Origin of the sequence: Paenibacillus sp. A3M_27_13, assembly GCF_024213315.1 — a bacterium.
GTDB lineage: Bacteria > Bacillota > Bacilli > Paenibacillales > Paenibacillaceae > Paenibacillus > Paenibacillus polymyxa_B.
In genome coordinates this window covers 476,587-499,590 of sequence record NZ_JANAVE010000003.1, presented here as the reverse complement: position 1 = coordinate 499,590, position 23,004 = coordinate 476,587, and the positions used below count along the sequence as shown (strand labels likewise).

The following is a 23,004-nucleotide window of genomic DNA, read 5'->3' as shown; positions in this document are numbered from 1 at the left end:
ACCATTAACCCCAGGAGGCTGCAATTTATGCAAATTCAAGTTCAAAAGGTTGAAAAAAAAGAGAACGAATATCTCATTCATTATCAAGCCGGGGGAGCGTTGCCGTTCGTTCCGCATGATATTGTTCTGATCCATGGCAAACAGTATTTTATAGGCACGATTTTGAAAGTAGAGCCGGAACAAGCCCTTGTACGTATCAATCCAGAATATGAAGACCAACTGGCAGGATCCATCGGACTGGAACTGGCTTTCTCTCCAACCGTTTCTATTCAAGGAGCAGACAGCATTGTCGAGAAGCTCGGCTATTTCCCTCCCTTTCATTATGACCGAATTACAGCTGCTAATATGACGAAAGACCAGATTACGCTGACGATTGAGCTATCCTACGCTAGCGTGCTTGTCCCTAAATCACCGGATCTGGAGCCTTCGGCTGAGGCACCTGTAATCCCTGAAGCTCCAGTAAAAGACGTCCCACGCTATGCAGTGACTTTTACATTTCTGGAAACCAAAGAGCATGTATTAACTCCTGTAGAAACAGAAAACATCATCTTGCAGCTTGATTTCCGCTATGAAGAAGCAGACATGGTCGTTGATATCGATGCCTTGTCGGGACTGTCAGGTAGCTTTCTGTGCAGAGGTATCCGCGCAGAGATTAAGGAGCTGAATGAATAAACAGGAGGCTCGCGAGCTGTTACGTTGTCATTCTTTTATTCACGATGATCTGGAGCATCCCAAAATGCAAAACGGATTTCTAGGGATGCTCCGCCCCTTTCAGGGAGAACTGATCGAGGACAACTTCCATGAACTGATGACCATCATTGAAGTTCTCGCAGATGAGTTGGAGAAACCATCCGTAGAACGGGAGCTGATTGCCGCTCTGTGGGGGATATGTCAATATACACGGGCATGGGCATTGTATCCTGATAGTATGCTGCAGCGAAACAACCTGCTGACCGTAGAGCAGATCAACACCCTCGACGATTGGATTGATACGATCTCCTATGCGGTTATGGTGCTGCTGGAGGGTGGCGGACGGGAAGAAGCTTTATCGAACTACAGACATGAGAGTTGATCCGCAGTGATACATATATCTTAGTCAAGGAGGCCGCTTGTGCACTGCTTCGCGCACATAAAAGCATGCCTTTCGCACAACATGCTCTGAAGCAATTATCGCAGCATGAGAATTCGGTGCATCTGCCAAACGGGAGCTGTCCACATAATCGACAACCAAAGGAGAATCACTCTACTTATGCGTGTAAGAATATTTATATTCATATTGATTATCGGGATTATATGTGTGCCTGCCTATTTCATCATGAGCAGCTTTGGATTATTTCAAAATGAAAAGGTGCTTGTACATTACAAGCTTGCCATTGAGGTAAAGGATAAAAAGTATGATGCCTGGCCTTTAATCAGCAGCTATACCGCTATAGATAAAAAAGGGGACAATCGTCAGCTCTACTATCAGGCGGAGGGCTCAGGCATAGAGTATCTGTTTCAACTGGCGTATGGACAATATGAACTCCGACCCTCCAAGGAAAATCCTTTTCTGGACGGGGGAGTCCACTACACCATGGACCATCCTGAGTATGTGCGTGAGGAAAAGCAGTATGAGAATGCTAACGACTACACGGAATTAACCCATTATTACAATCAGCAGGAACAGATTATTTATACCTATAATCCCAAAGCCAAGCTCGATAAAACATACGTCCGTTCCATCATCACCGCTGGGATGACTCGCACGACCGGTAGATCAAGCCGTGCGGTAAAGGATGACTATATCAATATCAGTAAGCTGTTTAAGGACAAGCTGGGAGTGAATGTGAAGGTAGATGTGGATGAGGACAACAAAATCGTCACCCTATCCATGACATGATCTCACAAACGATGCACCGCTGCGTCTTCTCATTTCCAAAAAGAGGTCTATGGTTTACTAGGATCAAGGAGGCTGGTTGTTGATGTCATTCGCAATTGAATCAGGGCTTTCGCCTGCCCAGATCGCGGCATTGGAGGAACAGATACAGCATATATTGCCCGCTGGCTATACACGTTTTCTTTCACAATATAACGGTTTTTATGTAGCCGCCCCTTTTTATTGCAATGTGCCCTTCGATCGCGTGGATAACGGAGACATTGATTTGACTTGTTTTTTCGGATATGAGGTATCCAACAAAAATCATGACCTTCTAGCGATTAATGATGAATTTCTGGATGAAATCAATCATGTCCAGAACGCTTTGTTGATTGGTGCAGATGCGGGCGACAATTTTTACGTTCTAATATGTAATGAATACACCCCGTATGTGTACTACTGGGACCGCACACATCTTCATGCTTATGATGACAAACTGAACTATGATATTGCAGAGCAGGACGAATGTGGACATTTGTATCTGGTGGCAACAGACTTTACAACGTTTTTTAATCAGGTAATTGAACGACTCAACGAGCAGAAAGGGAGGCCTACTGATGACAGAAATACATAACCCTAATTGGGGACCGGCTTATTTAGAAGGTTGGGTTGTACCCGAAAACCCAGAGGCATGGGTCGAGCAGGAGTGGACAGGTACGCTTCGTTCACAGGCAGGACATACGAAATTCCACATTTTTTATTATGGAGAACTTATGGACGAGCTGATCGCTGGAACTGAATTTGCCCCCCAACTCATTATTGCAGAAGAGGCAGTCACAGGTGAACAGATCGTGATTTTTGACGGAACCCGCCATGGTTACGATGCTCTGCTATGCGAAGTTTATACCAAGGAACAGCAGAACAATCGTACTCCCCTGCTGCCCTATCTGGACGAAGATGGTGAAGATACTTTCGAGGTAAGCTTGACCACTTTTTATAATGTTGATTGGGATGACGAGTTTGCAGACGATGTGGATGAGAATGGACAGTTAGAGCTGATCAACGGCGAACGATGCGATTTTGAAGATGCGAAGCGGAACGGCTATGATGCGATCAGCATTACGATTACCAACGCTAAAGGTCTAAAAACAGAGATCATTCAGGAAGAGCTGGCCTGACGATGGTGTTCAAAAGAATCAAACATCGGGAAGGCGATATTTTTGTTATCCCCATGCATGACGGCCGATTTGCGGTATGTCAGGTGATCTGCGCACTGTATGGTAGATTCAAAAAAGCGTTCTCCTTCGGGGTTCTATCCATAGGCCAGAATCAAGCGTACAAGGGTGAAAAGACATATCTTCCGTTCACAAATTATCGCGGCCGATTTGAAGTTATATTCACCGCCACCCAAAATCTGACGAAGGGAGTATGGCCTATTATCGATCAGCGCCCTCTATCCGAGGAACAACAGCAGCTAAAATATTTTAATTGTGCGGGCCATCTGTATTGCGGGGATGAATATATACGCAATCTGGAACTGGAAGAATATAATCAATATACTGTAATGGGCGTGGCTGGATATGAGTTGGTACAGCGATATTTAGCCCAATACGAAGACCACTAGCAGAAGAATAGCAGCACAAATAACCACCTTGAAGTTTGATACCAAGGTGGTTATTTACGCTGCTAAAAGGGCTCGAACGTATAAGAGAATGGTGTACGCTCTGTCCCTAATACTGACTTCACGCGCTCTTCATCCACCAACGCTTCGACGAGGCTATATAAATCCGAGGCTGCATACCGAAAATTGCCCCATGTGCATAGATTCAAAGCATAGATTGGGAATTCTCCCCGTTCATCAGGCGATTGAATATCCCAAATCAGCAGGTCATTCCCTTCACTGGAAGCGAAGGGAACCGCATGCTCCAAAAGCTCCGGAAAACCATCTGGCTCCAGCGCCGCTTCTTGTAGAACCTCTTCCGATTCCAGTAAATCATCAAACCAGGCCCGCCAGTTATGATAACGATGAAGCCATGAATCCGGGTGATCGCCAAGAGGAATATGAATGTTCCATAAGCCACATAGTCGCCCGTAACCAAGAGTTTTGACATAATCTATATAAGAAGGCGGAAAGCCCATACCATTTTTTAAACGATGCTCTATTAGAAAAACCTCATCATAATAAGCCTGAAACTGCGGACGTTGCAGCCCTGTAAAAATGCTCATGTTCGCCCTCTCCTTTTGCACGTCCTATTCACCTTTTCACCCTTCGGCGCATTGAAAAGGCCATTTTCAAGTGTTAAAATGGGAATAAGATGTATATTCTAAAAAAAGAGTGAAGATGCGTCAACATCCTCACTCTTTGGCAACAGCCGCTTTTAAGGGCGGTAGCCGTGTCAAAGGATGATCATTGAAATAGACCGCTTGCCTTTGTCGAGGGCGGTCTATTTCTTTTTTATGGAGGGAAAGAATTAGGATCACCAACGTTGCGAATTGAATCATCAACATTAGGGTGTCTTTAACCTCCACAGGCCTCACCTCCTTTACAGGAGACTAGCCGGCCGCCCATCTAAGCCATTCTGTTGTTGAGGAATATTATAACATAAGACTCGTAAAACGTACGTTTTTACGCTCTTTTCGAAAAAGGAGGAACGAATATGGAGCAAAAGCGCTTCAAAGATGAACATGGATATAAATATGACTTTAGCGCCGTGATCCGGAGAGGAGAACAGGTAGCTGTTCATTGCCCTCGTTGTCAGGGCCAAGCTTTCATTTCCAACTCAAAGGAAGACTGTCATTACGTCGTTCGATGTTCTCATTGTTACTACACGTATCAGCAGCCAGAATCTTATACATTCTATGCACGCGGCGTATGCAACCATTGCGAGCGGTATTTTAATATCGGAATCCATGATGACCGAACGAAACTCCATAAAAATACGAATATAAACTGTCCGCACTGTGAGACACGCAATCAGGTTCCGGTGCATCGTGTTCAATCACACGAATGGCATACAGACGTGGTCCAAAACGGAAAAGACCCTATTTTCCAGCTTCAGCTGTACTTCCTTGATTACTACCGGGGGAAACCTGTCTGGGCTCTTAACCGGATACACCTGAATTACCTGCTCTCCTATATCTCTGCCGAGTTGCGAGAAAAGCCTACATCCGGTATGATGCGTACGGCTTCCCATTCCATTCCCAAGTACATTAAGGATGCGAAGAATCGACAGGCCATCTTGAGAATATTACAAAAGCTACAGCATAAGCCAGCGACTAAGGGAGGGGCCTCCATACATGAGCATACAAACTTTTGACAGCCTTGAAGCATTGATTCGTGCCGTTGGCCAAACAGAGATCAATGAATGGGTATTTGCCAATCTGGAACGTGTTCAAAGTAATCCGCTCAATTCTACCTATTACATCATCCCCGAGGAAGAATTGTGGGAACTGGAGGATGCCGGTCTCACCGTCACCAATCATCGTGATGAAAGTATACCTGCATCTCTACCAGACCATCACGTGCAATCTTGGTTGGAGGTGGCGACTGTACAGGATGTCATTGAAGTGTTACGCCACAGCGGAAGCGAGCCGGATATTGAACGCATTGCGCAGGGACTGCGATATTATCATGAATATGATGCTTTTATGGAATAAGCGTTTCCAGCAGCTCTTTTACCTCAGGGGCAGCCTGCTTCAGGCTGTTTTTTAGTTTCTTCGCGCCACCCCATATGCGATAAACAAGCACCTCTTGTTCATAGTCCTCCAGCTTCTCAAGCTCCTCCACCAGTACCTGTGCCTGCTCTACAGTTTCGATTCTGGATGACTTCAGTGGTTTGGCAGACTCGTTGCCTGCCAGTAGAACCCTCGTCCAAATGGGGATCGTGTCCGGTGTCAGTCCGTGTGCGTCAGCAAATACAGCGGCGTAACCGTCCTGTACGGACTGATGTTCACTGTCCACCAGCTTCATATAACGATTCACTAATGGGAAATAGTTCTTTCCTTTTAGGCCCAGTCCCATCACCGCATAGGTTCCCGGCATCGCCGACTTTTCACCGGGCTCTACATCGTTATACCACTTGAACTCTTCCATCACGACCTCAGCATATTCAGCCAGCAACGGATGCAGCGCAGGGTATTCAAGTGCATTGGCGAAGAAACGATGTAACGTAGATTTAGCCAACTTGGGTACAGGCAGGTAGTTTTTCACCTTGCTTTTGAACTTCATCCGATATTCCTTGGTAAAGCCCTTTCTTAAAATATCGCATAAATATACGAGTGCTTCTCTATAGCTCTCTTCTTCCTCTGAACGAATCTGAACCTCCAGCGTTTGCAAAATATCATTGGCTTGGCAGATGACTCGCTCACTTGTATATAACGCTGGGATGCTTCCTGATCCGCTCTCAAGCCACACGGAAGCCTGCTCCGAGCCTAGCTGTGCAGCAATCTCCAAATACTTCTGCCGTGCATCGGCATCGGTCGAGCCCACCCGCATCGCGGTAAGCAGGAGCATCTCCATGGCTGGCGCAGGAATTTCCGAAGGGAGAATATCAGGCTTCACTTTATAATCCAGCCCATAGCTTTTTTCCCGATCTGTATAATTGGCCAAAAATTCATCCTCTGCCCAATGCTTCAAGCCACTGCTGAGCTGATACCTCCATACTTCCTCACGCTTGCGGCTGACCTTCACTTTGGCATCCATTCGATTCAGCAGCTCATTCATCCACTGGGCGTTTACAGGGTACAAATGAGGATCAAGCAAGTGCCTTACTAAGAAAAAATCGTCCTCTTCCTTCGGCACAGCTTTACTAGAGGGGTTGAGTTTCTGCTCTACAAACTGTTGGATAGTGGCTAACAGTTGCTGCCGCTTATCTTCGTTCAGGAGTGAGAATGTAAAATGACTAGCCTTATTCTCCAAGACTACTTCCAGATGAAATTCCAGCCGATAACGAAAGAACATGGAACTAAATTCTTTCGACTTAAACAGAGCCTCTATCCGTTCCCTAAACACAGGCATCCATTCGTCCTGTACCTGCTGCAATGTTACCCCATCTGTAAACCCAGAAATTTTCGTATCCGGTCTACGATGATCCCAATCAAACGGTTCGTAGGTATCCACCCACAGCCCATCCTTCTTACAGGTAACTTTTAAGTATTCATGAATCCCTTCGTGAAGGACACTTTTGATTTGGAATTCGGCGATGCGCTTTTGCTCAGAAGCGTACGCCTCATCAATCGCCTCAAAAATTGGATCTATGTAGGCTTGTACCCCTGATGTCATAAGATGTGTTCCTCCTTCGTCCCCTCACAAATTGTAGTTCCTATGAAATTAAGATAGACTAATCTATAACTATTTTATTTCCTGATTATAGCATATCTCTCATTTACTTTTGGGCTCTATCCCTATAGATAGAGTGCCGGAAAGCAGGTGTATTCTACATGTATTGGGTTTCCACACAGCACACACCGATGGCTACCGATGAACTGACAAATATTGAGCATACCTATGGAATAACTTTACCACCTCCCTATGTAGCATTCCTCACCCGCTACGGGCCGGGCACCTATTGTGGCCTGCTGATAATCGAAATGCCTGATCCTCAACTATTGCAATCCTATACGGATTACGAACTGTGGACGCATGATGATAACTGCCCAATTACAGCGCGGCAGCTGGGTGAGTGCGTGGTCATTGGCAGCTCCATAGATGGTGACTTCCTAGCGATTCACCCTCAGGTTGAAGGCTTAATGTGGCTGCCACGACACTCGGAGATCATTACTACGAAGACTTTAGATGTTCAAGTTCCATTCACAGAGACATTAGGACATATACTACAGGATGAATTTGGAAGAATGGAGCCATTCCCCCGTTATTTCGAACCTGTCAGCCAAGACAAAACCGCTACATTCCTACTGTTTAGTCCCCTGGATACGGCCGAGGCCTACAATCCAGCCAATCCGAGCGATCAGGCGCTGAATTTTGCTCCGGCATCCTTACAAGCATTGGCTCAGCGATTTAAACAGCATTTTAACTCAAATCTATGGATTGAAAATGAGCATATCTGCATGGCTTTTCTTCAGACTCTTGGCGGATACGTGCGTTTTAACTATGCATATGGACGCGAAGTGGCGATCATTTATGAATCCAAAGCGATAGCACTTCGTGATGAAATTTTATCATTCTTGCAAAAAGAGCATTGCCGGGTTGTAGAGTAAGAGGAGGGCGAATACGAATGACAGTACATTTTACACAAACCTTAGAAAAACTGGAACAAGTCGTTGATCGTCTGAGACAAAGTGGGATGCCTGATGTGGTATACCAATGGACGGAAGGGATTTCTACAGGTGAACTAACTGAGCTGGAGGAACGGCTGCAGATGCATTTGCCTGCCTCCCTGTCTGAATTGATAAAGCGGTGTGGCAGCTTAAATTTGCTATGGTGTCTCCCCCAACACTGTATTGTAGCTGATGGACCAGAGTGTTCATATAAAAACAGCAAGGATCATGAACAAGAGCAGTGTATCCTAGACGATATCACAGGAGAGATTGGATGGAATCATGAGTATATTGGCTATTTTACATCCTATGGGGAAGATACCGACTCAGCAGCGGACGAGCAACGATATCTGATCCTTAATTATAATGGTGCGGGTGATCCGATACTGCTTGATATGGCAACATCCGCAACAGAGCCAGCGGTTTTCTGCTATCATCACGAGCTGGATCAGTTCACGCTGCTCGCGGAAAATCTACCCGCCTATATAGACACCATGCTCACCTTGCACGGGCTATGGCTATGGGATTGGTTTAAAGTGACCGATGAGCATGGCATTCAGCTAAACAGCCCACCACTGCAACTGTGGCAACGCTGGTTGAACATGTTTTGCACGATGAAGCTGGAGGATGCACAGTCGTTGGAGACGCTAATCCATTACACCACCATGCATGGCGTAGATTATCCTGCTGTGTTGCAGGCTTTTCAAGCCTATGATCCAAAGGATATTTTTCTTGCCTGGGAGCAGCACTGGCAGAACATTCAACATAGCCAGGTTCCATTCTCTACTTGGGCCGTTTTGGTAGGGGAGACTGCGGGGATTGGGGCTGCTGATTGGGTCCGCTCCTTGTGGGAACCGGAAACCGCGCAAGCATGGACATCTTTAGCTCAAAACAATACCCTACATGCTAAGGGTGCATTTGCGTCCACACGTGCTTATCTAAGCGCCCGCTGCCTACCCGAGCAGGAAGGCTTGGTATGTGTTTGCAATCACCTGCTACAGCATTCGGTCGCAGAAGACAAATTAGGAGGATACACCGCTAATGGGCAGCTACAACATTTTCGTTCACCACAGATCATTAACTGGATGCGGGATAAGGTCAATCATCCGGTGGATGGCTGGGCAATACTTTTCGCTCACTCCCGTCCTACAGCTGAGCAGTTGATTGAATGGCTATCCGATAGCGAGCTTCATCAAAAAATTGCAACCGAGGCGCTGGATATTATGATTCATCGGGATCCTCTTCCCGCTCTGGAAGCAGACGCTTGGGCCAATATCTCAGATCTACTTCTTGCTTCTTTGCAGCTCGTTATGCTCAAAAAAGATAAACGTCGTATTGAAGCCGTACTTAAGCAGCTTTCAGATTTGGAACTTCGTTAATCTTTCGGAATGGTTGTATGCGGATTCGCATGTACAGTGGTGTGAGGTAAAGAAAGTTAGCCGCTGCGTCAGCGGCTTAACCCCTTGAGGAAAGTATCTATAGTGAATGCGATCAATTCATCATTGGATTTTGCCATAGGAAGTTCAAAATTCAGGAGCAAAGAAGTCAATCCGTGCAGCATGCTCCATACGGATCTGGCGATCAGGTGCTCATCTCCTTGAATGATGCAGCCCTCCTCCATAGCAGCTTTGAGCCCCGCTTCAAGCAGCTCAAAGCCTTTAAAACTCCCACTGTCTATAAGACTGACCAAGCTTACAGATTCCAGGTTGCTGATAAACAGGATGTTGTAATATTCCGGGTTAGTCGTTCCAAAACGAACATACGCATCAGATACCGTTTTCAATGTGTCCAGCGTATTCAATCCCGCTGCCTGTGCTTCATCCACACGCTGCAGAAGAGCCTGCAGGAACAAGGTATTTCCTTCTAGCAGCAGTTCACGGACAACGGCTTCCTTATTGGCAAAATAATGATAAATAGTCGTTGGTGAATATTCGATCTGATCCGCAATTTTGCGCATGGAGACTTCGGCATACCCCTGATTCAGGAAAAGCGACCGGGCGGCCTCAATGATTTTCCGGCGGATCTCACTGCTTTCACGTTCTCGGCGTTTGATATGTTTCATGAGTAGATGTACTTGCCCCTTCTGCCTACCCCAATTTGGCGGCGATACGATCAGCTTCCATTATACCCGAGTTCATAGCCCCTTGAAACCCGCCCCCAGGCTGTGTCCACGCCCCTACCAATGACAGACGGTCTACTGCTGATTTGTGCTTCAGTCTTTTTATGCCGGACTGGCGGACCGTTTGTGCGTAGCCATAAACGGCCCCGTCGGGATTAGCGGTATAACGCTGCATCGTGCGCGGTGTGCCCAACTCGGCCACCACTACCTTGCTGCGAAAACCAGGATACAGCTGTTCTAGGCATCCCAGTATCTGCTCTGTCACGGCTTCTTTTTTGGCTTTATATTCGGGACGTGCGGCAGGCCAGTTCTCCAATCTGTCCAAAAATGTAATTGCAATGACACCCTTCCCCGGTTCATTGAGCTTAGGGTCCATAGCGTTATAATTGGTGAGCATCCAGTTGCCTTTGGTATACTGGCCGCTCATCATAACTTCATAATCTGTTTCCGAATCCGGCTCATTACGTAGGATTAAGTCTTCTTCGGTGATACCAAGCTCATGGGGTTCACATGATAATCCCAGATATAGCTGGGTGAGAGATATGCCAGTCTCCAAACTGCTGACAGCTTCCAGCTCACGACGGGCAGCATCATAGTTTTCCAGTAGGCGGCCATAGGTATGATGGGGACTGATACCAGACACAATCCAGTTGGCTTTATATACATCCCCTTTTTTCAGACGGACACCAGCTGCTTTACCGCGTTCGAGCATAATCTCAGATACCTGACTGCGCAGATGAACTTCTCCTCCCGCTGACTTAATAGCGTCAACCAGTGCATTGGATAAAGCCTGTGCGCCTCCCTCAATGTAATACGTCCCCTCCATGTGGTAGCCGATCCAGGGAATGAAAAAATACACGGCAGCAAGCCGTTTTGGAGGCAATCCATAATAGGCCCACAGCGCGGTGAAAAATTCCGTGAATCGGTCAGACAACCCGAACTGGCTTACAGCTTCCCAGGTAGTCATCTGCGTCCAGCGGAAGAAGGTTCCTGCTTTGAGCAGGCCAGCCGCCCTGCGCCAGGAAGTGAGGGAAGAAAAAGCAGAGAAGCCTGTTTCAAAACGGCGAATGCCCGCGAATAGACTGTCAATGGCTGCCACCTCAGCAGGAAACATGTTTTTGAGGAGCTGCACATACTCCTGAACATCGGATGGAATATCAATGGTCTGCCCTTCCCAACGAATGGAGTAAGGGTGCTTTTTGCGGAGAGGAACAATTCGCTGGTCCGCATTGCAGTCCTTTAACAGCCGACCGAAGCTGCCTTCCTCGAGTCCACCGACACCATGCAAGGAGACATCAAAAGTGTAGCCCTTTCTTGTAAATTCAGTTGCGAAACCTCCAGGCAGAGTGTGGCTCTCAAAAACAGCTGTTCGGTAACCGAGCGCGGAGAGTCTTGCTGCACAGGACAAGCCACCCAGTCCTGCACCGATGACAATAGCATCATATTGGTTCATGATTTCATCTCCTTTATTAACATCGTTATATAAGTTAACGGTGTTAAGTTAAGGAGATTATATACCACAACATTCCCGTTGAAAAGCCTCGGTTTCTTATCTTCCTGTCATAGACGAATACAATCTTTTCGATCTATCTATTTGCTGATTACAAATCTCTTCAATGGATTTTTGCAAAATTCTAAGTTGCGAAAGTAGAATTTTTTATAAAAAACATCCAAAATTGTAGCGCTTTCACTTGTCAGAATCCAATGAAGGTGCTATCCTTCAAGTGGGATTGTTACTGAAAAGGCAAAACCCGAGTACACTTGTGTACCCGGAGTTTGCCTTTTTTTGATTTGTATGAATTCCACAGCATACAGTCAACCATCCCGAACATGTAGTAAGCGCTTTAAAAAATGACACCAAAGGAGATTAATCTCATGCAAAGAAGACGTTTTGCCCTTGTTTTATTATCTTTCGTGTTCCTGCTTACGATCTTTTTCCCATCCTCCAGCTCTGCCGCAGCAGCCGATGTCCCAGCGCCACAGGCTACCCTGCTTACGCAGGTACAGCCCTTGGGTGAAGTTGTTTCTGCTGTTGTACTGAAATACAGCACTAATATTGACGGGGCATCCTTATCCACTTCCAGCTTTCAGGTTCAATCTGTACTCAATGATGTATATACAGACAGAACCGTAACCGGTGTATATACCAATGATACTGGAGCCATCACCAACCGCAGTACTCATGGTAAATATGTCGTGATTGAGCTGGATACGCAAGATAAAAATGCAAGTACCCTTACTTACGATGCAACAAGCGCAGTTAACCGCATCAACACGTTGAATTATACGATTAGTCAAAAGAAAGATATTGCAACTTCAAAGAAAATAGTTATCCCAGCCTCTGCACAGATTGTAAAAGCAACGGATAATATTACACCGATCGTGGACGATTTCCAAAAAAACACCTTTGAAAATAAAGAAGGCTTCAAGCTGAACTACTTTACGTTTGAGCCTAAAGTAGAGCCCGGCAAAACCTACCCTCTGGTTGTGTTTCTGCACGGAAACGGCGAACGTGGTGACGGAAACGGAGTAAACCTGCTGGCAAATGCCGGAGCTGTTACTTGGGCTTCTCCTGAGCAGCAAGCCAAACACCCATCCTTCGTAATCGCTCCACAAAGCCCGATTGACCTGGAGCATAAATTCATTTGGGCGGATGAGCCACGCAACAGCGCTGTAGCCGATTTGGTACGTGAAACGGCGTTAAAATACCCGATCGATACCAACCGAATCTATATTGTTGGTATTTCTCAAGGAGCTATGGGAACGTGGAGATTGTTGGAGAAAAATCTTGACTTGTTCGCCGCAGGTGTGCCGATTGCCGGTTTGACCAACTATGAAAAAGCCGTTAACATGTACGCGCCTGTTGAACCTACACACGTCGAGGTATTGAAAAACGTTCCTATTTGGGCCTTCCATGCTGCAGACGACACCACAGTAAGTCCTAAAAACTCGCAAGAAATGGTCGCTGCCATTAAAGCACAAAACGGAAACCTCATTCACTTCACTGAATACGAAGCAGGGATTATCAAACCTACAGGACACTTCTCCTGGGTTCCGGCTCTGCAAAATCAGGATATGATTGAATGGCTGTTTGCACAAAAGAAATAAGTGTAGTTTTTGTATTAAAACCGAACTTAAAAGTTTCATATTGTGCCACTACGCAGTCGGATAGTGCTTCCCATCGCCATCGCCCCCGGATTTCTTGAACAAAGCCTTGTATAGAGTAGTAATCCGGGGAGGTGATGCTTCCGAAGCGAGCTTTCCTACGGAAAGCTTTTAAAGCCACCGCTTCGCTTGTACAGCACTATTCCGTCTACTCCGTTTTTATGTTCATTTTGAGTTTGGTTTTTTTTTATCTCCAAATAATGCGCCAGAACGGTTCGATACCCGCCTGGCGCTTTTTTATATCTATAAAAAAAGGCACCTGCCTTCCTGTGTACCACCATCAGGAAAGCAGGTGCAATATCAAAACGAGGAGACTGAAAAATTTGACACTGGTATTGCCATTTGCAGTTAACTTGGAACCTGCTACTTCGCGCGTTTCGCAGCTTTGATCGTTTTCAAAGCTCGTCTGCGAGTTACCTTGTTCGGACTCCGAAGCTGTCTTCTGGCAGTTGCCACATCTGCTTTAGCCATGTGCACATCACCATCCTATTCACTTAGGCTCATATTGGGAGCATGCACCTAAAGACTGTTAGTAATGATTATGATTCTCATTATCATTTAAGATTATATAATGAAATCTACTAGCATGCAAGAGCTTTTGGGTAGAGTATGTATCTTTATTAGGACGGTGTTCATTTCACCCTTTTACGCTTCTGTGTTACATTATATAAGTAAAACGAGAACAAAAATTCGAATCAGATTTACGTTCGCCATTTTCATAGTCCTTTATTCCGAACTAAATCAAAGTCTATATCTTCCCGACATGTGTTCCATAACAATTCATCTGTAAGAAAACTTAATGCATCCATGTTGCGCAATCGTTCGACCAACTCAGTAATCACATCTATGTCTTCACGTTGTACATGCCTTGCAAGAGTGAATTCCTCCCGTGTCACCATCAACATATAGATGCGAATAATGCTTTTCCTTTTTTACATGTCGAAGAGTAAGCACGCTATTGTCGATCATCATGACGTAACGGTCCTTGATCAGATAGCCTTCAAAAAGCTCATACATATGCGGAAGATCACAGGGACCAAGAATGACACTTACTTTTTCAAAATTACTTTTGTTCATTTAGATTTAGCTCCCTTCACATCTATTAAAACGGTCTTTACTAAAGATTAGATTTGTAAATTTTATAACTTTTAAAGATTAACCTTTGTAGTTATTTTATATCCTTTAAAGATAAACTTCAATAGTTAATGTTATTTCTATTTAAATTTCTATAATGAGGTGTATGTATGGGAATTGTTTTTAAACTTGAAGAATTACTTCGAGAAATCGGGATTACTAAAAACGCTCTCGCTCGTGAGGCAAAAATCAGGCCTAATACCATCTATGAGATGTGTAACAATACATCCAAGCGAATCGAATTTAAAACATTTAATACCGTGATGGAAACACTGATTCGGCTCTCTGGTCGTCCATTAACTCTACATGATGTTCTCGAATATATACCTGAAAATGAACTAGAGAAACACTAATTCATTCACAGAATAGTCCGCTGCACCTTATATCTCTGCCCCTGGCAGGGATATTTTTTCCCTTGTTATTTAGCATAATTGTTATCATTATTTCAGAGTACGTGTAACTAGAATCTATACTGATAAAGGAGTATTTTTCAGAAGCAAAAATACGTCCGGCTACCGTAATAGATATGGTAAATGGCAAAACCAAAAGACTTGAACTGGAAACACTAGTCCATATACTTGATGCTTTGAATAGATTTGCCCGCCAACGAAGATTTACAAGGGCTATTACTCTCGCTGATATTATAGAATACATTCCTGAAGATGGAATTGAGAGACAGTGAGACTGTAACATGAGAATGAGGATTACTATTAGCCCAGTGGGCATTTCCATGACAAAATAAGAGGTTGCTAAGGCCCTCTTTTCCCCATATTAAAGAAGCGTTGGGCTTGTTGTCCCAACGCTTCTTTATGGTAAAACAACAACTTATACTATGATTAATCCACTTTGCCGCCCTCTACAACCAATTGATCTGTAAAGCCTTCTCCATAAACAGAGGTCAATGTGTCCTTGTAGGCTTGATGCACAAAGTTTTCCTTGCCTAATGTAGCCAGCTCATTGTTGATCCAGTCTAACAACTCCTTATTTCCCTTTGCTACTGCGGGTGCAATTGTATCTTGACCACCAAAGGCCGGGATGGTTACGGTAAAGCCGGGGTTGGCCTTGGCCCAGGCGATCAGCTCTGTATTATCGTTGGCAATGGCGGCGCCGCGTTTGTCTTTGAGGGCTGAGAAAATCTCTGTGTATTGATCGAATTTAAGCAGCTTGATGTCAGGATAATTTTTCGTGAAATAGGTTTCAGCCGTCGTTCCCTTTGCGACAATCAGCTTTTGTTCCGAATTCTTCAATTGGTCAATCGTGGTGATTGGAGCGCTGTCAGGTGACACAATGCCAAAGGATAATTTCATATATGGATTGGCAAAATCGACTTTTTCTTTACGCTCATCCGTCACCGTAAAGTTAGCCATGATGATATCTACCTTGTTGGATTCCAAATAGGCGACCCGACTGGCAGCATCCACCAGGACAAATTCCACCTTGGACTCGTCACCCAAGAGATCTTTGGCAAACCGCTTCGCAATGTAAACGTCAAAGCCTTGATTCTTCCCTTCCGAATCCACGTAGCCAAAAGGCGGCTTATCTGCAAATACACCTATTCGAATCTTGCCGTTCTTTTTAATGTCCTCAATCGAAGCAAATTTAGCCGAGCCTGAACTACCGTTGGTATTTCCGCCTCCTGCACATCCCGCCAAACCAACAAGCAGCAAGCTCAAAGCCAGTAATAACGTCGTGAACTTCATTCCTTTTCTCATCTGTATTCATCCCCCTGTTTATATCGTTTCGTACTGAAATATATCCAGAAAGTGCTGGGCACGCTCTGTTTCCGGTTGGGTAAAAAATTGCTGCGGTGTAGTCATTTCACATATCTGTCCTTGATCCATAAAAACGATACGATCTCCTACCGACTTGGCAAATCCCATTTCATGCGTCACGATAATCATGGTCATGCCCTGTTGTGCCAGCTCTCGCATGACATCCAGCACCTCTCTGACCATTTCCGGGTCCAAGGATGCGGTGACTTCATCAAAGAGCATAATTTCCGGGTTCATACACAGGGCGCGCACAATCGCAATCCGTTGCTTTTGCCCGCCTGATAATTGTCTCGGATACGCATCTTTGCGATCCAGCAGACCCACTCGCTCCAATAGTTGCTCCGCTTGCTCAAGTGCCTCCTGCTTGTTTCTCCGCTGAACTTTAAGCGGGCCGAGCAATATATTTTCTAAGACCGTCATATGCGGAAACAATTCGTAGTTCTGGAACACCATTCCGATATGCTGCCGCACCTCGCGCCAATTCACTTTCTTATCCGTCAGGTCCTGCCCTCTATAACGGATAGCTCCGCTCTGGACTGGTTCCAGACCATTGAGACATCGGAGGAGTGTGCTTTTTCCACATCCCGAAGGACCGAGAACGACCACGACTTCCCCCTTCGTTACATCCAGATTAATCTGTTGCAGTACTTTTCGGTCTTCGAAGCTTTTGTGCAGCCCTCGAATTTCGAGTAAAACCTCCACAGCCTCTCCCATGACACCCACCCCATCCTGCTAATTTTGCCATCTGCGTTCAAATCTTTTGGAAAGTCTGGATAACGGATAGCATACGAGAAAATACAATATGAAAATAAAGCCGTACACCCAGAAGGATGCCGAGGGCGCTTTGATTACACCGAGCTCAATAATCTGCTGTCCGACCTTGACCACTTCCACTACACCGATCAGCACCACTAATGAAGTGGTTTTGATCATCCGTGTCGCCAGATTAATAGAACCGGGAAGCATTCGGCGCACCGCCTGGGGAATGAGCACATGGCGGTATAACTGTCTATATGTCAGTCCCAGTGCCTGCCCGGATTCCACCTGATGCTTGGGCAGTGATTCCAATGCACCACGAACGATGTCACCAATCTCGGCCGCTCCCCACAGGCTGAATACGATAATTGCTGTCAATTCCCCGCTGATATTCACATTCAACAAAGGAGTAAATCCAAAATATACGACATACAACCACACCAGAATTGGAATAATGCGGAATGTCTCCAAATATAATTTCAGCACAAACCGAATCGGTCTTGATTTTAAGGTGCGCAGCAACCCCATCAAAATGCCTAATAGAGTACCGATAATAATGGAAAGTAGCGCAATCTCCAGCGTAACGAGTAATCCCCCTAATAGACGCTCGAAATTGGAACCTTCAAAGAGCACATTAATCCCCGAATTCAGCATATCGCACCTTCCTTTCCACCCACGTCAGCAGTATCGACAAAGGTAAAAGCAGGACGAGATATGCCAATACCAGCAGAATTAGTGATTCTGTTGTTTTGTAGTACATGCCGATCAGGTCTTTTGCCACATTCATCAGATCTAATAAAGCAATGGCGCCAACAATGGAAGTCTCCTTGAGCAAAAAAATCGCATTCGCTCCCAGAGACGGAACACTGATGGCAAAAGCCTGTGGCAAAATAACATATCTCGCCAGTTGTATCTTGGACAGCCCGAGACTCAGCCCGGATTCCGTCTGGGTTTTACTCACTGCTTCCATTCCCCCACGGAACGCCTCAGCCATATACCCCCCGCCCAAAAAGGTCATGCCCACAATGGCACACGTCATTTCGCTCATATGCAGACCTATTTTCGTAAACCCATAATACAGAAAATATAACTGTACAAGCAGCGGCGTATTTCGGGAAAGCTCAATATAGGCAACAATGATGCCGCTAATTCCCCTTACCTTGTAATACAGCACTGTGCTGCACAGCAAACCGACGACTAATGAAAATAGAATAGCAAAAAAGGCGATCTTCAACGTCAGCCACATAGCTTCTCCATATAACGGCAAGCTCTCTACAATAAACTCCCAGTCTAAGTTCATATGTGCATACCTTTCGATTTTCGATTATTCCTATGTATTTGCTTTGCTTAATAACAATGATTGTATTCCTGCCCAATTATTACGTCAATACTTTGATGAAAATTTGTCATATTTATCTATGATTTAGGAAGAAAAGTGTTGTTTTATTTCAGAAATAAATAAAAAAAGCTTGAAATGAATAAATTTCATTTCAAGCTTTGATTTATGCTATACGATTCATCACACGAGTGGCTCTGTAACTACAGGACCGCCAAGCTTCTCTATAATTAAACGGCTTTCCTCATTTAACCCTTGCAGGGTAATAGATTTGCCGGATTTCGTATACTTTTGCAGCACCTTGCCGATGGCAGTAACCGCCGAGTGATCCCAAATATGAGAATGGCTAAAGTCCACAACGACACGTTCTGGATCATCCGAAGGTTCGAAATGATCGACAAAACGAGTTGTTGATGCAAAAAACATCGGACCCCTGACATGGTACACCTTCTCATCGTTGTTCTCCGTCGCGCTAATGCGAATTTTAGCCATTTTCCAGCCAAAATGCAGGGCACTCAGCAGTACGCCCACGATCACGCCCTTGGACAAATCATGCGTAGCCACCACGATGATCACCGTAACTACCATAATTAACGTATCTGCTTTCGGAACCTTGGCAATGTTTCGGAGCGATTTCCAATCCACAGTTCCAATACACACCATGAACATGACTCCCACCAATGCGCCCATTGGCACTTCCTTTACAACCCCGCCAAGCACGAGCAGCAGAAAGGCCAAGAATACCCCAGCCGTAAAAGTGGACAAACGCCCTCTTCCGCCTGAGCTGACATTAATGACGGATTGTCCGATCATGGCACAGCCACCCATACCACCAAAAAAGCCATTTACAAAGTTGGCAATCCCTTGTCCGCGGGCTTCCCGGTTTTTATTGCTTTTCGTTTCGGTCATTTCATCCAAAATACTGGCTGTCAGCAGCGATTCCAGCAGTCCAACCAGTGCCATCGTAAAGGAATACGGCAGCAAAATCCGCAAAGTGTGCCACGACCACTCAATTTGCGGCAAATGGAATGAAGGCAGCGAGCTGGTTAGTGTACCGATATCTCCTACTGTTTTCACATTCAATCCAAATACATACGTAATGATCGTCATAATGATGATTGCCGTCAATGGGGCAGGAATGCTTTTCACAAATCTCGGTAAAATATACACAATAAGTAGCGTCCCCGCTACCATCGCGTACATGATCCAATTAGCTCCATGAAAGTGGGTGAGTTGCGCTATAAAGACGAGGATCGCCAGCGCATTCACAAATCCGGTCATGACTGGCTGCGAAATAAAGCTGATAAAGCGACCTATTTTCAAAACACCCAGCAGCACTTGAATGATTCCTGCCAAAATGGTAGCTGCAAACAGATATTCCACGCCATGATCCTTCACCAGGCCAACGACCAGTACAGCTACAGCCCCGGTCGCTGCCGAGATCATCGCCGGACGTCCACCTGCAAAAGAGATGACAATTGCCATCGAGATGGAGGCGTACAGTCCGACCATGGGATTGACACCTGCAATGATCGAGAAGGCAATCGCCTCGGGAATTAGTGCTAGCGCCACAGTCATGCCCGCAAGTATATCGGCCCGGATATTACCGAACCATTGTTGTCTAAGATTCATACTGTCTCGTTCCAGCCTCCTATATTTACAGAGAGTAGCGTGTTGACTCGCAACCCGTGTGTTTCGGGCATCCGTCCAGCTGCCAATCGCCAAGGCTCTCCTATCATTCAGCTCGTCTCTCTCAAACGAACCCGGTCCGTTACATTCAGTCCATCATTATAACGTAAGGAATTCGCAGAGACGAATGAGTTAAAAGGCTGTTTACAGAAAGAAATCATCTATTTCCTTGAAATATCGCCCAGTATCTTCATCTTATTCGTTTTCTTATATTCAAAATTTTTGCAATTCCTGTACAAGCTCCGATAGAGCTTCAGCAAACTCCGAGTCCGCATGGTGCTGGAGTAGGTTTTCAAAGTCAGGCAGTGCTTGCTTTAATAATCGATAGCTATAGTCATAATAACTCCAAAAAGCTACCGGATCATAACCGCGTGCTTCTTCCTCTTCCCACTCCAGTTCATCTTCTTCTGGATCGCTGTCTGCCGGCCATAGATATTTTTCGTCCAGCAGCATGGTTAGAGATTCCACAGACTTCTGTGAATCCTCCTGTGCATTTTCCATGTCCAATGCTCCAACAACCGCATGGTACAGTTCCAACTCACTCAGCGTGATATCATCCGAATTTCTCGTATGCATATTACGCAATAAGAAAAGTAACACCCATGGCGTAACCTGCCACAGTGTGCCTTGATGCTCTATCAGATCAGCAATTGCTGCGTACTCCCCGTTGGATATCAATTGTGGCAACTCCGTGCCCCTACCATAAGGAGTAGTCAGGCGGTGCCATGGCACATCTGCAATTAGGAGATTATTCATCTTATGTGTATCCATAACCCCTCCTTCCTGGTCGGTATCTAAAACCTTCCCGATTTAAAAATGGAATACAGTAAAAAGGCAACCATTAAGAGAGCTACAACAAAGCCGATTTCAATGGCAGGTACATTCCACAGCATGGTCGCCTGATGATTCAGCGATGAACCGATAATCAGTCCGACCATAATAATGCTGAACGCTAACAGCACGATACTGAATGACAGGCGGTTGCTGATCTGATCCAGCCTGCGCAAAAGCATTTCCAGTTCCGGCACAGTAACCTCCAGCTTAAGCTTGCCCTTGCTGATAATCGAGGCCAATTGTCTCGCCTGTCCTGGCAGTTCCATCAGCGTCTCCAACAGCTCGGTTGCACCACCCAGTAGCTTGCCTCGGATACGACGACCACTGAAGCGTTCCTTCAACAGCTTGTTACCAAAGGGCTCAGCCAAAGCGATAATACTGAGATCGGGGTCCAGATGCTCCACGACCCCCTCCAGTGTCAGCAACGCCTTGCCTAGCAACAGGACGTCCGACGGCAAACCAATCCGATGGCGCTGCGCTGCGCCAAATAGGTCGTTCAAAGCATCACCAATACTGACCTGTGAGAAAGGAACGTCTGAGTAATCTTCGCGTATCTTGTCCAGATCGGCACGCAGCGCATTCAGGTCGGTGTCCGGTTCGACCAGACCCAAACGTTCGATAGACCGAACCATGGCATCGGTATTTTTGCGCATCAGGGCAATAATGAGGGAAGCGAGATGATTCTTCATCTCTTCGCTCAGCCTTCCCGTCATGCCAAAGTCCAAATAAGCGAGACTGCCATTTTTCAGAACGAGTAAATTCCCCGGATGGGGATCGGCATGAAAAAAACCCTCCATAAAAATTTGATGCAGCATGCTGTTCACCAGCCGCTGCGCCAGTTCTTTCAAGTTATATCCACGGCGTAATAGCTCTTCACGACTACCCAAGTGAGTTCCGTCTAGAAACTCCATGGTCAGTATACGGGAAGAGGTATGATCCCAGTATATTTTCGGAATATAGATATGTGGGTCCTGCTCAAATTGGAGCGCAATCTTCTCTGTGTTACGGGCTTCATGGTTGTAATCCAGCTCCTGAATGAGCGATCTCCCCAGCTCCTCTACCATCTGGCGAAGCTGATACCGCTCTACCCATTCCCAGCGCTTGGCTGCCATAGCGGTCAGTTCCCGCAAAATGTCCAAATCTCGCCGAATAATGCGATTAACGCCAGGACGCTGGATTTTAATGGCGACCATTTCGCCGCTGTGCAGCTTGCCCAAATGCACTTGCCCGATCGAAGCAGCGGCCAGCGGAACATCGTCAAAACGAACCAGTATGTCCTCTAATGACGTGTCCAGCTCCTGCTCTAGAATGCCACGCGCCGTTTCAGATGAAAACGGCGGTACCTGATCCTGAAGCTTAACCAGCTCACGGATAATAGGCTCCGGCAGCAGGTCAGCACGTGTGCTTGCCAACTGTCCAAGCTTGATGAATGCAGGCCCCAGATCCTCCAGCACAAGTCGAATCCGTTCACCTAGCGTTTTGGACTCGGGAGTTTCTCTCGTCAGCCACTTGCGAGGCAATGACAGCAGCTGGAACAGTCCCATTTCTTCCACCATATAGCCAAAGCCATGACGCGCCAGCGCCATGGCAATTTCCCGGTAACGACCGGCGTGCTTCATACGAACCGCCATTTTAATCCAGCCGGTTCGCTTCTTCAGCGTCGCTCGAACCCGTAAGCGCCGCCTTTTCTTTTTCCAGCTCCGCTACCTGTTTTTCCAACAATGCCACACGCTGCTCCAGACTTGTAACATCATTTTCGGTAGGTACTTCCAGCTCCTGCAAAATGCGGCTAACCTGTTCGCGGATCACTGTTTTGAATTGTCCCTGTTCCTCTGCCCCTCGTTCGATCAGACGATCGACCAGCGCTTTGGATTCCGAGGGCGCAAGTTCTCCCCGGTTTACGAGATCCTCGACGGCTTTCTCCACCTTTTCTTTGCTGACAACGGTGAGGCCCCACCCCAACGAGATGGCTTTTTTGAACAAATCGCTCATAATATATCCTCCCCTACCTGTGATTACCTATAGTATAACCTGAAAAGGGGAGCCGCATAAAGCTCGCAGCTCCCCT

26 protein-coding genes and 1 pseudogene are annotated in these 23,004 nt (G+C 46.0%); 12 read left to right on the top strand and 15 right to left on the bottom strand.

Annotation, left to right across the window (positions count from 1 at the left end; genetic code table 11):
• The first annotated feature begins 27 nt into the window (after positions 1–27).
• The 6 genes from NLX82_RS15250 (at position 28) to NLX82_RS15225 (ending at position 3,479) form a co-directional block, all read left to right on the top strand.
• Positions 28–672, top strand: a complete 645-nt coding sequence (locus NLX82_RS15250) for an immunity 50 family protein (RefSeq protein ID WP_023990756.1) — start codon at positions 28–30, stop codon at positions 670–672.
• A complete protein-coding gene (locus NLX82_RS15245; protein WP_053326289.1) occupies positions 665–1,072 on the top strand; it encodes a hypothetical protein in 408 nt (135 codons plus the stop codon). Before NLX82_RS15250 ends, NLX82_RS15245 begins: the two co-directional genes overlap by 8 nt.
• A gap of 177 nt (positions 1,073–1,249) precedes the next feature.
• Complete coding sequence (locus NLX82_RS15240; RefSeq protein WP_023990758.1) at positions 1,250–1,879, top strand: hypothetical protein; 630 nt, start codon at positions 1,250–1,252, stop codon at positions 1,877–1,879.
• A gap of 82 nt (positions 1,880–1,961) precedes the next feature.
• The gene (locus NLX82_RS15235) at positions 1,962–2,489 is read left to right on the top strand and encodes an SMI1/KNR4 family protein (RefSeq protein ID WP_049828352.1); all 528 of its coding nucleotides are present in this window, start codon (positions 1,962–1,964) and stop codon (positions 2,487–2,489) included.
• Positions 2,473–3,033, top strand: a complete 561-nt coding sequence (locus NLX82_RS15230) for a hypothetical protein (protein ID WP_254348471.1) — start codon at positions 2,473–2,475, stop codon at positions 3,031–3,033. Before NLX82_RS15235 ends, NLX82_RS15230 begins: the two co-directional genes overlap by 17 nt.
• Before the next feature lie 2 nt (positions 3,034–3,035).
• Positions 3,036–3,479 (top strand): immunity 26/phosphotriesterase HocA family protein, encoded by a 444-nt coding sequence (locus NLX82_RS15225; RefSeq protein ID WP_068938959.1) that lies wholly within the window; start codon positions 3,036–3,038, stop codon positions 3,477–3,479.
• A gap of 62 nt (positions 3,480–3,541) precedes the next feature.
• Here NLX82_RS15225 and NLX82_RS15220 read toward each other — a convergent pair whose 3' ends face one another.
• Positions 3,542–4,081 (bottom strand): SMI1/KNR4 family protein, encoded by a 540-nt coding sequence (locus tag NLX82_RS15220; protein WP_254348469.1) that lies wholly within the window; start codon positions 4,079–4,081, stop codon positions 3,542–3,544.
• A gap of 129 nt (positions 4,082–4,210) precedes the next feature.
• A complete protein-coding gene (locus NLX82_RS15215; protein WP_254348467.1) occupies positions 4,211–4,384 on the bottom strand; it encodes a putative holin-like toxin in 174 nt (57 codons plus the stop codon).
• A 128-nt stretch (positions 4,385–4,512) separates the two neighbouring features.
• Here NLX82_RS15215 and NLX82_RS15210 point away from each other — a divergent pair, with 128 nt between their 5' ends.
• Complete coding sequence (locus NLX82_RS15210) at positions 4,513–5,172, top strand: hypothetical protein (protein ID WP_254348465.1); 660 nt, start codon at positions 4,513–4,515, stop codon at positions 5,170–5,172.
• On the top strand, positions 5,153–5,512 hold the full coding sequence (locus NLX82_RS15205) for a DUF7716 domain-containing protein (protein ID WP_023990764.1): 360 nt from the start codon (positions 5,153–5,155) through the stop codon (positions 5,510–5,512). The genes NLX82_RS15210 and NLX82_RS15205 overlap by 20 nt, the downstream gene beginning before the upstream one ends.
• Here NLX82_RS15205 and NLX82_RS15200 read toward each other — a convergent pair.
• Positions 5,502–7,136, bottom strand: coding sequence for a DUF6138 family protein (locus tag NLX82_RS15200; protein ID WP_254348463.1), 1,635 nt, complete (start codon positions 7,134–7,136; stop codon positions 5,502–5,504). The two genes, NLX82_RS15205 and NLX82_RS15200, sit on opposite strands and share 11 nt — an antisense overlap.
• A gap of 158 nt (positions 7,137–7,294) precedes the next feature.
• On the opposite strand from NLX82_RS15200, the gene NLX82_RS15195 reads away from it, so the two are divergent.
• Together NLX82_RS15195 and NLX82_RS15190 are read left to right on the top strand one after the other, a co-directional pair.
• Positions 7,295–8,071, top strand: coding sequence for an SMI1/KNR4 family protein (locus tag NLX82_RS15195; protein WP_053326292.1), 777 nt, complete (start codon positions 7,295–7,297; stop codon positions 8,069–8,071).
• A 17-nt stretch (positions 8,072–8,088) separates the two neighbouring features.
• Positions 8,089–9,510, top strand: coding sequence for an SMI1/KNR4 family protein (locus NLX82_RS15190; RefSeq protein ID WP_254348462.1), 1,422 nt, complete (start codon positions 8,089–8,091; stop codon positions 9,508–9,510).
• Positions 9,511–9,578: 68 nt separating this feature from the next.
• Here the strand turns inward: NLX82_RS15190 and NLX82_RS15185 are convergent, their stop codons facing one another.
• Positions 9,579–10,193: a TetR/AcrR family transcriptional regulator gene (locus NLX82_RS15185; protein WP_023990768.1), complete on the bottom strand. Its 615-nt coding sequence runs from the start codon at positions 10,191–10,193 to the stop codon at positions 9,579–9,581.
• A 25-nt stretch (positions 10,194–10,218) separates the two neighbouring features.
• Positions 10,219–11,703: a phytoene desaturase family protein gene (locus NLX82_RS15180; protein WP_254348460.1), complete on the bottom strand. Its 1,485-nt coding sequence runs from the start codon at positions 11,701–11,703 to the stop codon at positions 10,219–10,221.
• A 422-nt stretch (positions 11,704–12,125) separates the two neighbouring features.
• On the opposite strand from NLX82_RS15180, the gene NLX82_RS15175 reads away from it, so the two are divergent.
• Entirely contained in the window at positions 12,126–13,358 is a 1,233-nt protein-coding gene (locus NLX82_RS15175) for a PHB depolymerase family esterase (protein WP_076156485.1), read from the top strand.
• A 420-nt stretch (positions 13,359–13,778) separates the two neighbouring features.
• On the opposite strand, the gene NLX82_RS15170 is transcribed toward NLX82_RS15175, so the two are convergent.
• On the bottom strand, positions 13,779–13,886 hold the full coding sequence (locus NLX82_RS15170) for a putative metal homeostasis protein (protein ID WP_175405225.1): 108 nt from the start codon (positions 13,884–13,886) through the stop codon (positions 13,779–13,781).
• Between the two features lie 245 nt (positions 13,887–14,131).
• Positions 14,132–14,492, bottom strand: a pseudogene (locus tag NLX82_RS27930) (hypothetical protein).
• Positions 14,493–14,659: 167 nt separating this feature from the next.
• On the opposite strand from NLX82_RS27930, the gene NLX82_RS15160 reads away from it, so the two are divergent.
• A complete protein-coding gene (locus tag NLX82_RS15160; protein ID WP_023990771.1) occupies positions 14,660–14,902 on the top strand; it encodes a helix-turn-helix domain-containing protein in 243 nt (80 codons plus the stop codon).
• 483 nt (positions 14,903–15,385) lie between these two features.
• Here NLX82_RS15160 and NLX82_RS15155 read toward each other — a convergent pair whose 3' ends face one another.
• The 8 genes from NLX82_RS15155 to NLX82_RS15120 all read right to left on the bottom strand — a co-directional run bounded on the left by NLX82_RS15155 (position 15,386) and on the right by NLX82_RS15120 (position 22,928).
• Positions 15,386–16,261, bottom strand: a complete 876-nt coding sequence (locus tag NLX82_RS15155; RefSeq protein WP_023990773.1) for a cysteine ABC transporter substrate-binding protein — start codon at positions 16,259–16,261, stop codon at positions 15,386–15,388.
• A gap of 18 nt (positions 16,262–16,279) precedes the next feature.
• On the bottom strand, positions 16,280–17,035 hold the full coding sequence (locus NLX82_RS15150; protein ID WP_025721631.1) for an amino acid ABC transporter ATP-binding protein: 756 nt from the start codon (positions 17,033–17,035) through the stop codon (positions 16,280–16,282).
• 18 nt (positions 17,036–17,053) lie between these two features.
• Positions 17,054–17,731: an amino acid ABC transporter permease gene (locus tag NLX82_RS15145; RefSeq protein WP_023990775.1), complete on the bottom strand. Its 678-nt coding sequence runs from the start codon at positions 17,729–17,731 to the stop codon at positions 17,054–17,056.
• Positions 17,712–18,377: an amino acid ABC transporter permease gene (locus NLX82_RS15140; protein ID WP_023990776.1), complete on the bottom strand. Its 666-nt coding sequence runs from the start codon at positions 18,375–18,377 to the stop codon at positions 17,712–17,714. Before NLX82_RS15140 ends, NLX82_RS15145 begins: the two co-directional genes overlap by 20 nt.
• A 219-nt stretch (positions 18,378–18,596) precedes the next feature.
• Complete coding sequence (locus tag NLX82_RS15135; protein WP_076295243.1) at positions 18,597–20,045, bottom strand: SulP family inorganic anion transporter; 1,449 nt, start codon at positions 20,043–20,045, stop codon at positions 18,597–18,599.
• 270 nt (positions 20,046–20,315) lie between these two features.
• Positions 20,316–20,873 (bottom strand): hypothetical protein, encoded by a 558-nt coding sequence (locus tag NLX82_RS15130; protein ID WP_254348458.1) that lies wholly within the window; start codon positions 20,871–20,873, stop codon positions 20,316–20,318.
• A gap of 23 nt (positions 20,874–20,896) precedes the next feature.
• Positions 20,897–22,567 (bottom strand): ABC1 kinase family protein, encoded by a 1,671-nt coding sequence (locus NLX82_RS15125; protein ID WP_069080890.1) that lies wholly within the window; start codon positions 22,565–22,567, stop codon positions 20,897–20,899.
• Position 22,568: 1 nt separating this feature from the next.
• Positions 22,569–22,928 carry a phasin family protein gene (locus tag NLX82_RS15120; RefSeq protein WP_013312404.1) on the bottom strand — a complete coding sequence of 120 codons (360 nt, stop codon included), beginning with the start codon at positions 22,926–22,928 and terminating at the stop codon, positions 22,569–22,571.
• Positions 22,929–23,004 lie beyond the last annotated feature (76 nt).

Coding starts and splice junctions, on each gene's coding strand:
- NLX82_RS15250 (WP_023990756.1), top strand. CDS start 28: ATGCAAATTCAAGTTCAAAAGGTTGAAAAAAAAGAGAACGAATATCTC.
- NLX82_RS15245 (WP_053326289.1), top strand. CDS start 665: ATGAATAAACAGGAGGCTCGCGAGCTGTTACGTTGTCATTCTTTTATT.
- NLX82_RS15240 (WP_023990758.1), top strand. CDS start 1,250: ATGCGTGTAAGAATATTTATATTCATATTGATTATCGGGATTATATGT.
- NLX82_RS15235 (WP_049828352.1), top strand. CDS start 1,962: ATGTCATTCGCAATTGAATCAGGGCTTTCGCCTGCCCAGATCGCGGCA.
- NLX82_RS15230 (WP_254348471.1), top strand. CDS start 2,473: ATGACAGAAATACATAACCCTAATTGGGGACCGGCTTATTTAGAAGGT.
- NLX82_RS15225 (WP_068938959.1), top strand. CDS start 3,036: ATGGTGTTCAAAAGAATCAAACATCGGGAAGGCGATATTTTTGTTATC.
- NLX82_RS15220 (WP_254348469.1), bottom strand. CDS start 4,081: ATGAGCATTTTTACAGGGCTGCAACGTCCGCAGTTTCAGGCTTATTAT.
- NLX82_RS15210 (WP_254348465.1), top strand. CDS start 4,513: ATGGAGCAAAAGCGCTTCAAAGATGAACATGGATATAAATATGACTTT.
- NLX82_RS15205 (WP_023990764.1), top strand. CDS start 5,153: ATGAGCATACAAACTTTTGACAGCCTTGAAGCATTGATTCGTGCCGTT.
- NLX82_RS15200 (WP_254348463.1), bottom strand. CDS start 7,136: ATGACATCAGGGGTACAAGCCTACATAGATCCAATTTTTGAGGCGATT.
- NLX82_RS15195 (WP_053326292.1), top strand. CDS start 7,295: ATGTATTGGGTTTCCACACAGCACACACCGATGGCTACCGATGAACTG.
- NLX82_RS15190 (WP_254348462.1), top strand. CDS start 8,089: ATGACAGTACATTTTACACAAACCTTAGAAAAACTGGAACAAGTCGTT.
- NLX82_RS15185 (WP_023990768.1), bottom strand. CDS start 10,193: ATGAAACATATCAAACGCCGAGAACGTGAAAGCAGTGAGATCCGCCGG.
- NLX82_RS15180 (WP_254348460.1), bottom strand. CDS start 11,703: ATGAACCAATATGATGCTATTGTCATCGGTGCAGGACTGGGTGGCTTG.
- NLX82_RS15175 (WP_076156485.1), top strand. CDS start 12,126: ATGCAAAGAAGACGTTTTGCCCTTGTTTTATTATCTTTCGTGTTCCTG.
- NLX82_RS15170 (WP_175405225.1), bottom strand. CDS start 13,886: ATGGCTAAAGCAGATGTGGCAACTGCCAGAAGACAGCTTCGGAGTCCG.
- NLX82_RS15160 (WP_023990771.1), top strand. CDS start 14,660: ATGGGAATTGTTTTTAAACTTGAAGAATTACTTCGAGAAATCGGGATT.
- NLX82_RS15155 (WP_023990773.1), bottom strand. CDS start 16,261: ATGAGAAAAGGAATGAAGTTCACGACGTTATTACTGGCTTTGAGCTTG.
- NLX82_RS15150 (WP_025721631.1), bottom strand. CDS start 17,035: ATGGGAGAGGCTGTGGAGGTTTTACTCGAAATTCGAGGGCTGCACAAA.
- NLX82_RS15145 (WP_023990775.1), bottom strand. CDS start 17,731: ATGCTGAATTCGGGGATTAATGTGCTCTTTGAAGGTTCCAATTTCGAG.
- NLX82_RS15140 (WP_023990776.1), bottom strand. CDS start 18,377: ATGAACTTAGACTGGGAGTTTATTGTAGAGAGCTTGCCGTTATATGGA.
- NLX82_RS15135 (WP_076295243.1), bottom strand. CDS start 20,045: ATGAATCTTAGACAACAATGGTTCGGTAATATCCGGGCCGATATACTT.
- NLX82_RS15130 (WP_254348458.1), bottom strand. CDS start 20,873: ATGGATACACATAAGATGAATAATCTCCTAATTGCAGATGTGCCATGG.
- NLX82_RS15125 (WP_069080890.1), bottom strand. CDS start 22,567: ATGGCGGTTCGTATGAAGCACGCCGGTCGTTACCGGGAAATTGCCATG.
- NLX82_RS15120 (WP_013312404.1), bottom strand. CDS start 22,928: ATGAGCGATTTGTTCAAAAAAGCCATCTCGTTGGGGTGGGGCCTCACC.